Annotated in this window: 11 protein-coding genes; 8 read left to right on the top strand and 3 right to left on the bottom strand. The window is 61.4% G+C overall.

Going from position 1 to position 14,217, the window contains the following annotated elements:
- Window positions 1–7: 7 nt before the first annotated feature.
- The 4 genes from leuD (at window position 8) to lpxE (ending at window position 3,174) form a co-directional block, all read left to right on the top strand.
- Entirely contained in the window at window positions 8–613 is a 606-nt protein-coding gene (gene leuD, locus PMI07_RS05495) for a 3-isopropylmalate dehydratase small subunit (protein WP_007764397.1), read from the top strand.
- A gap of 16 nt (window positions 614–629) precedes the next feature.
- Complete coding sequence (locus tag PMI07_RS05490; RefSeq protein ID WP_007764394.1) at window positions 630–1,019, top strand: RidA family protein; 390 nt, start codon at window positions 630–632, stop codon at window positions 1,017–1,019.
- 109 nt (window positions 1,020–1,128) lie between these two features.
- On the top strand, window positions 1,129–2,238 hold the full coding sequence (gene leuB / locus PMI07_RS05485; RefSeq protein ID WP_007764392.1) for a 3-isopropylmalate dehydrogenase: 1,110 nt from the start codon (window positions 1,129–1,131) through the stop codon (window positions 2,236–2,238).
- Between the two features lie 135 nt (window positions 2,239–2,373).
- Entirely contained in the window at window positions 2,374–3,174 is an 801-nt protein-coding gene (gene lpxE, locus PMI07_RS05480; RefSeq protein WP_007764385.1) for a lipid A 1-phosphatase LpxE, read from the top strand.
- 163 nt (window positions 3,175–3,337) lie between these two features.
- On the opposite strand, the gene PMI07_RS05475 is transcribed toward lpxE, so the two are convergent.
- Window positions 3,338–5,035, bottom strand: a complete 1,698-nt coding sequence (locus PMI07_RS05475) for an MFS transporter (RefSeq protein WP_007764382.1) — start codon at window positions 5,033–5,035, stop codon at window positions 3,338–3,340.
- A gap of 77 nt (window positions 5,036–5,112) precedes the next feature.
- On the opposite strand from PMI07_RS05475, the gene PMI07_RS34745 reads away from it, so the two are divergent.
- The 3 genes from PMI07_RS34745 (at window position 5,113) to PMI07_RS05465 (ending at window position 7,591) form a co-directional block, all read left to right on the top strand.
- Complete coding sequence (locus PMI07_RS34745; RefSeq protein WP_155956377.1) at window positions 5,113–5,430, top strand: hypothetical protein; 318 nt, start codon at window positions 5,113–5,115, stop codon at window positions 5,428–5,430.
- 110 nt (window positions 5,431–5,540) lie between these two features.
- Window positions 5,541–6,575, top strand: coding sequence for an aspartate-semialdehyde dehydrogenase (locus PMI07_RS05470; RefSeq protein ID WP_007764380.1), 1,035 nt, complete (start codon window positions 5,541–5,543; stop codon window positions 6,573–6,575).
- Window positions 6,576–6,778: 203 nt separating this feature from the next.
- Complete coding sequence (locus PMI07_RS05465) at window positions 6,779–7,591, top strand: lytic transglycosylase domain-containing protein (protein WP_024163584.1); 813 nt, start codon at window positions 6,779–6,781, stop codon at window positions 7,589–7,591.
- A 37-nt stretch (window positions 7,592–7,628) separates the two neighbouring features.
- On the opposite strand, the gene PMI07_RS05460 is transcribed toward PMI07_RS05465, so the two are convergent.
- Both PMI07_RS05460 and pdxY read right to left on the bottom strand, forming a co-directional pair.
- Window positions 7,629–8,303: a carbonic anhydrase gene (locus PMI07_RS05460; protein WP_007764612.1), complete on the bottom strand. Its 675-nt coding sequence runs from the start codon at window positions 8,301–8,303 to the stop codon at window positions 7,629–7,631.
- A 70-nt stretch (window positions 8,304–8,373) separates the two neighbouring features.
- Window positions 8,374–9,246, bottom strand: a complete 873-nt coding sequence (gene pdxY / locus PMI07_RS05455; protein ID WP_007764615.1) for a pyridoxal kinase PdxY — start codon at window positions 9,244–9,246, stop codon at window positions 8,374–8,376.
- A 174-nt stretch (window positions 9,247–9,420) separates the two neighbouring features.
- Here pdxY and PMI07_RS05450 point away from each other — a divergent pair, with 174 nt between their 5' ends.
- A complete protein-coding gene (locus PMI07_RS05450) occupies window positions 9,421–14,187 on the top strand; it encodes an NAD-glutamate dehydrogenase (RefSeq protein WP_007764617.1) in 4,767 nt (1,588 codons plus the stop codon).
- The last annotated feature ends 30 nt before the right edge of the window (window positions 14,188–14,217 follow it).

The following is a 14,217-nucleotide window of genomic DNA, read 5'->3' as shown; positions in this document are numbered from 1 at the left end:
GCAGATCATGGAAAAGTTCACCAAACTCACCGGCGTTGCAGCGCCGCTTCCGGTCATCAATATCGACACGGACATGATCATTCCGAAGGATTACCTCAAGACCATCAAGCGCACTGGTCTTGGCAAGGGTCTCTTCTCGGAAGCCCGCTACAAGGACGACGGTTCTGAAAATCCCGATTTCGTGCTGAACAAGCCGGCCTATCGCAATGCCAAGATCCTGGTCGCTGGCGACAATTTCGGCTGCGGCTCCTCGCGCGAACACGCGCCGTGGGCACTTCTCGATTTCGGCATCCGCTGCGTCATCTCGACGAGCTTCGCCGACATTTTCTACAACAACTGTTTCAAGAACGGCATCCTGCCGATCGTCGTTTCCCCGGCAGATCTTGAAAAGCTGATGGACGATGCCGAGCGCGGCTCGAACGCCATCCTCTCGATCGACCTGGAAGCCCAGGAAATCACCGGCCCCGATGGCGGCTCGATCCATTTCGACATCGATCCCGGCCGTCGCCATATCATGCTCGAAGGCCTCGACGACATCGCTTCGACCCTGAAAAGCGATACGGCGATCAGCACTTTCGAGAACAACAACCGAGCCGCACGTCCCTGGCTCTGATTTCCGGAGCATCCTGATGGTCACGCGGATTTCCTCCGGATCGCCCTTCGAAGCGCGGATCGGCTATTCACGCGCCGTGGTGGACCGCGACATGGTCTATGTCTCCGGCACCACCGGCTACGATTATGCCAGGATGGAAATGCCCGACGATGCGGCGGCCCAGACGCGCAATACGCTCGGCACGATCGAGAAGGCACTGAAAGAAGCCGGCAGCGGCCTCCAGGACGTCGTCCGGGTGCGCTACTACCTCACCGACATGGCGGATTACGATGCCATCGTTCAGGTTCTCGGCGAGACCTTCTCCGAGATCCGGCCGGCGGCGACCATGGTCGTCTGCGGCCTCACCACGCCGGAAATGAAGATCGAGATCGAAGTGACTGCCCGCATCGGCGCCGGTAGTCCTTAAAACCTTTCCGGCCTCGTCCTTTGGCAGGCTCGGACGAGGTTTTGCCAGGCGCGGAGATCCCGCGCGGGAGGACGCGAGCCTGCGAAACCCGCAAGGATACGAAAACGATATGGCAAAGAACCTCTTCCTCCTTCCCGGCGACGGCATCGGCCCCGAGGCCATGGGCGAAGTCCGCAAGATCATCGCTCACATGAACAGCGCCATGAAGGCCGATTTCGTCCTTGACGAAGGCCTGGTCGGCGGCTGCGCCTATGATGCGCATGGCGCCGCCATTTCCGAAGAGGACATGGCCAAGGCGATGGCAGCGGACGCGGTTCTCTTCGGCGCCGTCGGCGGTCCGAAATGGGATCACGTTGCTTATGAAGTGCGTCCGGAAGCCGGCCTGCTGCGGCTGCGCAAGGATATGGAACTGTTCGCCAACCTGCGCCCCGCCATCTGCTACCCGGCGCTTGCCTCCGCCTCCTCCCTGAAGCCGGAACTGGTCGAGGGCCTCGACATCCTGATCGTCCGCGAACTCACCGGGGGTGTCTATTTCGGCGAGCCGAAGGAAATCATCGACCTCGGCAACGGCCAGAAGCGCGGTATCGATACCCAGGTCTACGATACCTATGAGATCGAGCGCATCGCCGGCGTCGCTTTCGAGCTTGCCCGCACCCGCAAGAATGCCGTCTGCTCGATGGAAAAGCGCAACGTCATGAAGTCCGGTGTGCTCTGGAACCAGGTCGTTACCGCCACCCACAAGGAAAAATATTCCGACGTCAAGCTGGACCACATGCTGGCCGATGCCGGCGGCATGCAGCTGGTCCGCGCTCCAAAACAGTTTGACGTGATCGTCACCGACAACCTGTTCGGCGACATGCTCTCCGACGTCGCGGCCATGCTGACCGGCTCGCTCGGCATGCTGCCCTCCGCGTCGCTCGGCGCACCCGATGCCAAGACCGGCAAGCGCAAGGCGCTTTACGAGCCGGTTCACGGTTCGGCGCCGGATATCGCCGGCACCGGCGTTGCCAACCCGATCGCCATGATCGCCTCGTTTGCCATGTGCCTGCGTTACTCCTTCAACATGGTCACAGAAGCCGACAATCTCGAAAAGGCGATTGCCAACGTGCTCGACCAGGGCATCCGCACCGGCGACATCATGGCCGAAGGCGCCCGCAAGGTCGGCACCGCCGAAATGGGCGATGCGATCCTCAGGGAATTCGTAAGCCTTTCCGCCTGATACACTGAGAGGTGTCTTTCCGTCGCACGGCGGAAAGACACCTCGACATTTGGCGTTCGGCATCCTGCTACCCATATCGCGAAATCTATGGGAAGAAGCGGCACGGGATCGCTCCCACGCCACGGATGAAGGCCGATGAAACGGACAATCGAAAAACTGAGACATCGGCGGGATCGCCATCCGTCCGGGCCGCCGTCACCGCGATGGCTGTCTTATGCGCTGGTCACGATCAATCTGGTCCTGATCGCTTTCTTCCTGCTCGATGCGCCGGTCGGCTCCTATGCCGCCCATACGCCCAACGTGCTGCTGCCGATTGGCAAGGCGATCACCGATTTCGGTACGTCCGGCTGGATTCTCTTCGCGACCGCGATCCTCTTTTTCGAAGCCCTCGCCGTCATTCGGCTCGCCCCCCGCCTGAGGGCTCGCTTCCAGGCGATGCTGGTCAGCCATGTCGCGGCTTATATCTTTGTGGCCGTTGCCGGCTCGGGCCTTCTCGTCAACCTGGTAAAGCGTATCATCGGCCGTGCCCGCCCCGTCCTTTACGAGCAATGGGGCTTTCACGGCCTGAGCCCTTTTTCCGGTTCCCGTTTCGAAAGCTTCCCCTCCGGTCACGCAACGACGGTCGGGGCGTTCCTGATGGCACTGGCGTTGCTCGCCCCGCGCTACCGTCTGTTCTTTCTGATCATGAGCCTCTGGATCGGTTTTTCGCGTGTCATCGTCGGAGCCCATTATCCGAGCGACGTGATTGCCGGCCTCTCCTTCGGCGCCTGGTTCTCGGTGATCATGGCGATCGTCTTTTCCCGCTACGGGCTGCTCTTCCGGCAGGAGCCGGACGGCTGGCCGGTTCTGCGCCGGTCGGTTCCCCTGCTGATACGTCCCGACTGGACGAGCACGCCCTTGCCCCCGCGTGGCATGCCGCCGAAGCGGAGAGACTAGACACTCAAGGCGCGTCGCGCAAAACGGCAAGGATTCCGGAGCATCATTAAGCCGAAGCGTAAGTGCCGGATCAAAGATACTGGCTCGAATTCCATAAGAACCTTCAAAAATATAAGGGCCCGGCACATTGTACCAGGCCCCTTTTTTATCTGCAGATCTTGCCTCAGTGAGCGAGATCGACGTCCCGTTTCTCGCGGACGAACAGCAGGCCGATTACGACCGTCAAAAGTGCGAAGATGACGGGATACCAGAGTCCTGCGAAAATATCGCCGGTAGAGGCGACGATCGCGAAGGACGTGGCCGGCAGGAGGCCACCGAACCAGCCGTTACCGATGTGGTAAGGCAGGGACATGGCCGTATAGCGAATGCGGGTCGGGAAGAACTCGACCAGGGCGGCAGCGATCGGGCCGTAGACGATGGTGACGTAGATCACCATGATCGTCAGGATCGCGATGATCGTCAACGATTGACCGTTAGCCAGGGCGGAGAAGAAGCCGCTGACCTTAACCTTGGCCGGGTCGTTTGCCGCCGGATAGCCAGCCGCAACCATAGCCGGGCCGAGCGCCGCACTGAAGGCTGCGGCATCGGTGAAGGATATCGGTGCTCCGCCATTAACGACGAGTTGGGCCGGAGAGCCCGCAGGCGCGTCCACCAGCGTGTAGCGGAAAGCCTGCGTCGACATGGTGCGGCGCATCACGTCGCAAGGCGTCGTGAAGGTGCGGATGCCGACCGGGTCGAACAGGGAACCGCAGGTGGCGGGATCGGCCCTGACTTCAGCCTTGACGGTTTCGATCGCCTTGGAATAGGTCGGGTTGGCCGCCGTTGTCAGGGCGCTGAACAGAGGGAAGTAAGTTGCTGCCGCGAGAAGGCAGCCCGCCAGGATCACCGGCTTCCTTCCGATCCGGTCAGAAAGAGAGCCAAACACCAGGAAGAAGGGTGTTGCGATGATCAACGCCCAGGCGATCAGCACGTTGGCTGTCAAAAGGTCGATCTTCAGCACAGTCTGCAGGAAGAACAGGGCGTAGAACTGTCCCGTATACCAGACGACCGCCTGGCCGACCACGAGGCCGAACAACGCGATCAGCACGATCTTGCCATTCCCCCAGTTACCGAAAGCTTCCGACAGTGGCGCCTTGGACTGAGTGCCTTCCTCCTTCATTTTCTTGAAGAGCGGTGATTCATTCATCTGCAGACGAATGTAGATCGAGATGATGAGCAGGATGATCGACAGGAGGAAGGGAATACGCCATCCGCCCTGGAGACCGAAGAAGATCTTCTGCGTGGTCTGGAATGCCTCCTCACCGAGATTGATGCGCAAGGTCACGATGACGAAAAGCGACAGCAGCAGACCCATCGTGGCCGTCGTCTGGATCCAGGCCGTGTAGAAACCACGCCTGTTGCGGGGCGAATGTTCGGCGACATAAACCACCGCGCCGCCATATTCACCGCCAAGCGCCAAGCCCTGAGCCATGCGCAGTGCGACGAGAATGATGGGTGCGGCGACACCGATCTGATCGTAGCTCGGCAGAAGGCCGACCGCGAAGGTCGACAGACCCATGATCAGGATGGTGAGAAGGAAGGTGTATTTGCGGCCGACGAGATCGCCGAGCCGACCGAAAACCAGTGCGCCGAAGGGGCGGACAAGGAAGCCGGCGGCAAAGGTCAGCAGGGCGAAGATCGCCTGCGTTGCCGGCGGAAACTGCGAGAAGAACTGCTTGCCGATGATTGCAGCCAGCGTTCCATACAAATAGAAATCATACCATTCGAAGACGGTGCCGAGCGAGGAGGCGATAATCACCTTCCGCTCCTCGGCCGTCATCGGCTTGGTTCTGGTGTCAATCGCAGTTGCGACATTTGCCATTGTCGTCCTCCCTCAAGAATGAAACTCGCGTACCGGCTCCCAGCCCGTTCCCTCCTGGACTTGGATGCGGCAACGCATTGTCGCAGATTGACAGAATTCAAGGCTCAAGAAGAGGGATGCTTTGGGATTATGACTTTCGTCTAATATCGCGCCTGCCGTGCAGGATGAATGCTGCGGCGCGGAATGAGGGCAATGCAACGCAGCGCCCGAGTCAGCCATCGCTTGACTCGTTGCAAAAATCTTCTAAACAGCTTCGCGAACGGGAAGACACCCACATGCGCGCCTGCGAATTCAATATCGCTGCCTCCGCACTGCCGGCTATCCAAGCTGCGCAGCGGGCGTGTTTTTCCGCTTTCTCCAAAACCAAGGCCAAAACGACGACGAAAACCGTCTGACGTCTCTGGCCGCCGCTCTCTCCCCGGATGGCCGGGGACAAGGAATTCCGCGAATTCAACCGCGGTTTCCCCCTCACCGGAAACGAGGAGAGACAGAAAGAGAGCAAAAAATGGGTTTCAAGATCGCAGTCGCCGGTGCAACCGGCAATGTCGGCAGGGAAATGCTGACGATCCTTTCCGAGCGCGGCTTCCCGGTGGACGAAGTCGTGGCGCTGGCATCCGCCCGTAGCCAGGGAACCGAGGTTTCGTTCGGCGACCGGACGCTGAAGGTGTCAAACCTCGAAAACTACGATTTCTCCGACACCGATATCTGCCTGATGTCGGCGGGAGGCGAGGTCTCCAAGAAGTGGTCGCCGAAGATCGGCGCCCAGGGCTGCGTCGTCATCGATAACTCTTCCGCCTGGCGTTACGATCAGGACGTTCCGTTGATCGTTCCGGAAGTGAACCCGGATGCGATCTCCGGTTTCACCAAGCGCAATATCATCGCCAACCCGAATTGCTCGACTGCTCAGCTCGTCGTCGCCCTGAAGCCGCTGCACGACTTCGCCAAGATCAAGCGCGTCGTCGTCTCGACCTACCAGTCGGTTTCCGGTGCCGGCAAGGAAGGCATGGACGAACTCTTTACCCAGACTCGCGCCGTCTTCGTCGCCGATCCGGTCGAAGCAAAGAAGTTCACCAAGCGTATCGCCTTCAACGTCATCCCGCATATCGATGTCTTCATGGAGGACGGATATACGAAGGAAGAGTGGAAGGTTCTGGCCGAAACCAAGAAGATGCTCGACCCGAAGATCAGGGTCACCTGCACGGCCGTGCGCGTTCCGGTCTTCATCGGCCATTCGGAATCGGTCAATATCGAGTTCGAAAACGAGATCACCGCCGACCAGGCCCGCGATATTCTCCGCGAAGCTCCGGGCTGCCTCGTCATCGACAAGCACGAGAACGGCGGCTACATCACGCCTTACGAATGCGCCGGTGAGGATGCCACCTACATTTCCCGTATCCGCGAGGATGCGACGGTGGAAAACGGCCTCAATATCTGGGTCGTTTCCGACAACCTCCGCAAGGGCGCAGCACTCAACGCCATCCAGATCGCCGAATTGCTCGTCAATCGCGGCCTGATCAAGCCGCGCAAGGTTGCTGCCTGATAAATAATAAATTTATTAAGCATGTTCCGATAGAAACCCCGTCAGAAATGGCGGGGTCTTTCTTTCGAATCACCTATATCACGAACTATTCATGAACGGGTGAGTTGCGATTGTCCGCAGCCACCGCCATAAGGCCGAAACAAAGCACATTATCCGGACGCTTCTGGCTTAAGCGATTCGGCTCTCGGGACGGGTTTGACCGCATGAAGAAGATTTTGCTGGCAGGATTGATCGCAACCGGTTTCATGACCGCTAGTCCGGCGTTTGCCGCGCTCCAATGCGGCAACGATGCATCCGGCTTCGACCGCTGGGTCGACGAGTTCAAGCGGGTAGCGCCTGCGAGCGGCGTCAACCCTTCCGTCGTCGAAAAGGCTTTCTCGAGCGTCTCCTACAATCGCCCGACCATCAGCGCCGATCGCGGCCAGAAAAGTTTCAAGCTTTCCTTCGACGAATTCATGAAGAAGCGCGGCGGGGCTGCCATCATCTCCCGCGGCAAGGGCATGAAGTCTGGTAATGCCGCCCTCTTCGCATCGATCGAGCGCCGCTTCGGCGTGCCGGCCGGTCCGATCATCGCCATCTGGGGCATGGAAACCGGTTTCGGCAGCTTCATGGGCGATCAGCATACGCTTTCCGCTGTCGCGACGCTCGCTTACGATTGCCGACGCTCCGCTTATTTCACCGAGCAGCTCTACGCGGCCCTTCAGCTTGTCGGCCGAGGCGATCTGAGCGTCACCGCCCGCGGCGCTGCCCATGGCGAGATCGGCCAGACCCAGTTCCTGCCGCTGAACGTCATCCGGTACGGCGCCGATGGCGACGGCGACGGTCATATCGACATGGTCCGCTCGCGTGCCGATGCACTTGCCTCGACCGCCAATTTTCTGAAAGGACACGGCTGGAGGCCGGGCGCCGGCTACCAGCCGGGCCAGCCGAACTTCGTTGCCATCCAGGGCTGGAACGCCGCAACCGTATATCAGCAGGCGATCGCCTATATGGGCGCGCAGATCGACGGCCAATAAGCCCGGCAGCCGACAAGCCTACTTCACCTGAAGAAATTCAGGCCGACTCCTGCTCGGCCTGTTCAGGCGGTTCGGTAAGATCCGGACGGACGAAATCGCCCTTGCTGTCCATGATCCAGAGCTCGCCGGTCGAAATGTCGAACCAGGCGCCGTGAATGCCGAGTTTTCCCTCTTCGTCGAGTTTGCGAACAAAGGGAAACGTCTGCAGATTGGCGATCGAATTGCGGATCGAGACCCGCTCCAGTGCGGTCTGGCGTTCGGCCTGCGTCATGAATTCGTTGTTCTGGATCTGCTCGGCGGCGGGCCTGACCAGCCCCATCCACTTGCCGATGAAATCCCCCGGCGACAGCGGCTTCATGGAGGGATCGAGCGCCGCCTGAATGCCGCCGCAGCGGCCATGGCCCATCACCACGATATTGTCAATCTCAAGCACCTGAACGGCATATTCGATCGCCGCCGACGTGCCGTGGAACTGCCCGTCGGGCTCGTAGCGCGGCACCATGTTGGCAACGTTGCGCACCACGAACATTTCTCCGGGCCCGCAGTCGAAAATTGTCTCAGGCGCGGCACGGGAGTCGCAACAGGCAATCAGCAGCGTGTGGGGCTTTTGCCCCCTGTCCGCCAGCACGCGGTAACGTTCGCGTTCGTCACTATAGCGACCGCTCATGAAGTTGCGGTAGCCCGCCAGAAGTCTGTCAGGAAAATCCGTCATGGAGCAACGATTATAGCGCCGCCGAGCGAAGATCAACGCCCATTGTGCATCTGCGAACTCCGCAGGCCGATTACCGCTTGGTCCGCTGCAAGGGATGCACGAGCCGGCGCATCTGGACCATCGCCATGGGTGTAGAGAGGCTAGACGCGTCGGTCTCCAGCGTCAGCTCGTCGCCACCGCGCTTGGCCGTGCGCGCAAGAATCTCGAAAACGCTCGCCGTTGCCAGCTGCAGCGCCTTTTCCTCGTCCATGCCGGCAAGGATTCGTGCGAGAAACAGGGCTCCCAGAAGATCGCCGAGCCCGTTCGGCGGATTGTCGATCAGCCGGTGTTCGGCCAGCAGCGCATGTTTGCCGGTCAGGTAGAGATTGCCGGTGCCGCCCGTCATCATCGGCACGGCCGAGGTCACCAGGATGCGCGGCGGCCCGAGCGCGATCGCGGCATCCATGATATCGTTGTTGGTCTCGAGCGGCGCGCCGGAAAGCCAGGCGAGCTCGTAGCGGTTCGGAGTGGCGATCGTCGCGAGCGGTATGAGTTCGTCGCGGATGGCTTCTGCCGTCGGCTGCGGAATATAGAGCCCGCCGAGATCGCCCATGACCGGATCGCAGACATAAAGAAGGTCCGGGTTCTTCTCCTTCAGCGCGCGAATGAGCCGCGCCACCGAACGCGGCTGGGCGGCATTGCCGAAATAGCCGGTCAGCACCGCCTTCACTTCTCCCAACCATGGCGCGCGAATAAGATCGTCTATAGCCTTGTCGAAATCTGATTCGGGGAAGGTCAGCCGCGTAGAAGGCCCATGACCGGGATGCCAGGGGAGGACGACGGTCGGCATTGCCCAGACGGGAAATCCAAGCGTCTCGAGCGCGAAGACGGCGGCACGATTGCCGACCGAGCCGCGCACGACATGGCTGGAGATGACGAGGACGGCACTGCTGGTATCCTGCATGAGACTGACTTCCGGCTACGGTGGCCCTGTTGATCGTTTCTTCGTCGCCGCATGTCAACAAGGCTTCACGGAAGAATGAAACGTGTAGTGTTGACTGACATGGATCAGCCACGTTGCCGCATGATGACATAAATCTGATTTATTCGGTCCGAACACGCAAAAGGGGAGAGGGACATGGCCGTCAGGCAGAATCCGAAACGGGAAAAACAGATCGAAAGCGCGCGCAAGATCGCTGCTGCGAGCAAGGGGCCGCATCTCGACCCGCTCATCCTGTTCGGCCGGGCCAGCACTGACGACCTCGAAAGCTACACGCCGGACATGCTGGCGCTCTCCGCCAATCATGCAGCCGAACGGCTGATGGCCTGGACGCGGGTGCGGGCCGACATCACGGTCGAACCGGTCGCCGGTGTCGAGCCGGACGGAATTCCGGTCTCGGTGCTGACCGTCGTCGACCGCAACATGCCCTTCCTGTTCGATTCGGTCATGGGCGAGGTGACCGCGACCCACCGCGACCTCACCATGGCCGTCCATCCGATCCTGGTCGTCGAGCCGGGCAAGGAACCGGTCCTGCGCTCCAACGAACAGCCTGGCAACCCGGCTCATCACGTGAGCCTCATCCAGATCCATCTTTCGCCCCTCAACGAGGAACAGGCGGCTTCGCTGACCGAGCGCATCCGCTACATCCTCGACCAGGTGCATCTGTCGATCACCGACTGGGGCTCCATGCTGGAAGTCCTCGACGGCGCCGCCAAGCAGCTCAACAATTCGGCAAGCCGCCGCAAGGCCGATCGAGACGAGGCGCTCGCCTTCCTGGAATGGCTGCGCGACGACAACTTCACCTTCCTCGGCATGCGCGAATACGTCTATTCCGGCAAGGGCACGGAGGCCAAGGTCGAACGCGGCAAGGGCCGCGGTCTCGGCATTCTCTCCGATCCGGATGTGCTGGTCCTGCGCCAGGGCAAGGACGCGGTGACGACAACGCCGGAAATCCTCGAATTCCTCGACGGACCCGATTTCCTGATCGTCACCAAGGCCAACGTGAAGTCCGTCGTCCACCGCCGCGCCTATATGGATTATGTCGGCGTCAAGCGCTTCGACGAAAAGGGCGAAGTGGTCGGCGAACTGCGTGTTGTCGGCCTTTTCACGGCAACCGCCTATACCCATTCCGTTCGCGATATACCGCTCCTGCGCGCCAAGGCCGGCCGGATCGAGGAGCATTTCAGCTTCGACCCCGACAGCCATTCCGGCCGCATGCTGGAAAACACGCTCGAATCCTATCCGCGCGACGACCTCTTCCAGATCGATGTCGATCTGCTGGCCCGCTTCTGCGAGCAGATCATGGAACTGAGCGAGCGTCCCCGTGTCCGGGTTCTGCCGCGCATCGACCATTTCGACCGTTTCGTCTCGGTGATCGTCTACGTACCCCGCGAGGACTACAATTCCCTCGTCCGCGAAAAGGTCGGCGACTACCTGACCAAGGTCTATGACGGCCACGTCTCCGCCTATTACCCGGCCTTCCCGGAGGGCGGCGTCGCCCGCGTCCACATGATCATCGGCCGGCGCGGCGGCAAGACGCCGAGGATCGCGCAGGGCAAGCTCGAGGAAGCGATCCGGCTGATCGCCACGCCCTGGGAGGAACGCTTTGCAGCGCTCGCCGAGGAGGGGCCGCGGCTCTCCGTCACCCGGGCCTTCCAGGAAGCCTTCTCGCCCGAGGAAACCTTCGCCGACCTGCCGGACATCGCCGCTTGCGCTGCCGGCGAGACGATCCGCATCGCCTTCTATCGCCGCCCCGGCGATCCCGCCAACACCGTGTCGCTGAAGATCTTCCACAGGGAGCGGCATCTGTCGCTCTCCCGCCGCGTCCCGCTTCTCGAAAATCTCGGTTTCCACGCCGTCAGCGAGCAGACGTTCGAAATCCAGGCCGGGCCGGAGAACGACCGCCGCCAAGTCGTCCTCCACGACATGGAATTGCAGCTCGGCGACGGGCGCGAAGTCGATCTTGCCCGCGAGGGCTTGGCTCTGGAAGAGGCTTTCCTCTCCGCCTTCGAAGGCCTGATCGACAATGACGGCTTCAACCGGCTCGTTCTGCTGGCCGGCCTCTCCGCCCGCGAAGTCACGGTGCTGCGCGCATACTCGCGCTATTTACGCCAGACCGGCATCGTTTATTCGCAGACCTATATCGCCGATACGCTGGTGAAATACCCGGCCATCTCCGCCGCCATTTTCCGCCTCTTCCGCGACGGCTTCGATCCGAAGATCGGCGAAAAGGCCCGCGTCAAGAAACTCACCGACCACCACGCCGAGATCGAGGAAGCGCTCGGCAACGTGCCCAACCTCGACGAGGACCGCACGCTTCGCCGTTTCGTCAATGCGGTCGATGCGACGCTCAGGACGAACTATTTCCAGCGCGACGCCAATGGCGCGCCGCACCGGATGTTCGCCTTCAAGCTCGATCCGAAGCTACTGGACAGTTTGCCGGAGCCCCGCCCCTTCCGTGAAATCTTCGTCTACGGCACCGAGGTCGAAGGCCTGCACATGCGCTTCGGCAAGGTCGCGCGCGGCGGCCTGCGCTGGTCGGACCGCGGCGAGGACTACCGCACCGAAATCCTCGGCCTCGTGAAGGCGCAGCAGGTCAAGAACGCCGTTATCGTGCCGGTTGGCGCCAAGGGCGGCTTCTTCCCGAAAATGCTGCCCCCGGCGAGTTCGCGCGACGCGTTCTTCAATGCAGGCAAGGAGGCCTACAAGACCTTCATCCGCACGCTTCTGTCGATCACCGACAACATCGTCGGTGCCGACATCGTCGGGCCGCCGGACACGATCCGCATCGATGGTGACGACCCCTATTTCGTGGTTGCCGCCGATAAGGGCACCGCGACCTTCTCCGACACCGCCAACGGCCTGGCGCAGGAAGCCGGCTTCTGGCTGGACGACGCCTTCGCTTCCGGCGGCTCGGCGGGTTACGACCACAAGAAGATGGGCATCACCGCCCGCGGCGCCTGGGAGGCCGTGAAGCGGCATTTCCGCGAAAAGGATGTCGATATCCAGACGACGCCGTTCACAGTCGCCGGCGTCGGCGACATGTCCGGCGACGTCTTCGGCAACGGCATGCTGCTGTCGCGCAAGATCCGGCTGTTGGCCGCCTTCGACCATCGCGATATCGTCATCGATCCCGATCCGGATATCGAAAAGTCCTTCGCGGAACGCGAACGCATGTTCGCCCTGCCGCGATCGAGCTGGCAGGATTACGACAAATCGACCCTTTCCGAAGGCGCGATGATCATTTCGCGCTCGGAAAAGTCGGTCAAGCTCACCAAGCAGGCAGCGGCCGCAATCGGTATCGACAAGACGACCGCAACGCCCTTCGAGATCATGACCGCGATCCTGAAGAGCCCTGTCGACCTTCTCTGGTTCGGCGGCATCGGCACCTATATCAAGGCGGCCTCCGAGACAGACGCGGAAGTCGGCGACCGCGCCAATGACCCAATCCGTATCACCGCGGCCGAAGTGCGCGCCAGCGTCATCGGCGAAGGCGCCAATCTCGGCATGACCCAGAAGGGCCGCATCGCCTATTCGCTGAATGGCGGGCGCTGCAATTCCGACGCGATCGACAATTCGGCCGGCGTCAACTCCTCCGACGTCGAGGTCAATATCAAGGTCGCCCTCAACCCCGCCATGCAGGACGGTCGCCTCACCCGCGACAAGCGCAACCAGCTTCTCGCGTCGATGACCGAGGAAGTCGGCCACCTCGTCCTGCGCAACAACTACCTGCAGCCGCTGTCGATCTCGCTCACCGAACGCAAAGGCACCGGCAACCGGGAAGAGCTGTCGCGGCTGATGTCCGTCATGGAATCGCAAGGCCAGCTCAATCGCAAGGTCGAAACCTTGCCCGACGACGTGGAGCTTGCCGAGCGTTATGCCTCCGGCAGACCGCTGACCCGGCCGGAAATCGGCGTGTTGCTCTCCTATTCGAAGATCGTCCTCTTCGACGCCCTGATCGAGAGCAGCCTGCCGGACGATCCGTATTTCTCGGCCGTCCTGAAAGCCTATTTCCCAGCCAAGATGCAGAAGGTTTACGCCGCGGACATCCAGTCTCATCGCCTGCACCGCGAAATCGTCGCCACGGCGCTCGCCAACGAGGCGATCAACCGCGGCGGGCCCGGTTTCGTGCAGCAGATGAGCGACATGACCGGCGCCACGGCGGCGAATGTCGTGAAGGCCGCCTTCCTCGCCCGCGACGGTTTCGAGCTCCCGAAGCTCTGGGCCGAGATCGATGCGCTGGACGGAAAAATCCCCGGCCAGGTGCAGAACGATCTTTATGCCCGCACTACCGAAACCTTTGCGGAAGCGACCCGTCTCATCCTGCAGACACAGGTCGGTAGCGGCGACATGGACGGCGCGATGAGCCGGCTCAAGGCGGCGATCAAGGGACTGCGTTCCTCACTCGCCAGCGGAGATTTCGTGGAAACCGCGGCCCGCGCAGCCGAACTCGAAGCGCAAGGCATACCGGCCTCACTTGCCCGGGAAATCCTGCTGCTTTCCACCCTGGTCCTGGTACCGGAGATCATGCTGATCGCCGACCGCACCGGCGAGACCATGGCGCGCGCCACCGAGAGCTATTTCGCCGTCACCGAGACCTTCCGGGTCAACCGCCTGATCGGCGCCGGAGATCGGATCACCACCTCGGAACATTACGAGAGCCTGGCGCTCTCCCGCAGCCTGCAGCAGCTTGCCTCGGCGCGCCGCGATATCGTCATCGCCGCGCTGACCGCCCATCCGAAGGAGAAGAAGCCGCTGGAAGCCTGGGTCGGCGGCGATCGGATGCGGGTGAACCGCATTGGCGCCGAACTGGTGACCTTGAGCGAAAGCGGCGAGCTGACGCTTCCGAAGATCACCGTCGCAGCCGGCCTCCTGAGCGACCTTGCGCATGGGCGGGCGATGTAGGACAACGGACCGAACTGGCTGATCCGGGGG

It is taken from the genome of Rhizobium sp. CF080 (genome assembly GCF_000282095.2).
Taxonomy (GTDB): Bacteria; Pseudomonadota; Alphaproteobacteria; order Rhizobiales; family Rhizobiaceae; genus Neorhizobium.
Note: the sequence above shows the minus strand (reverse complement) of the source record. Positions and strands in the feature narration are given on the sequence as shown.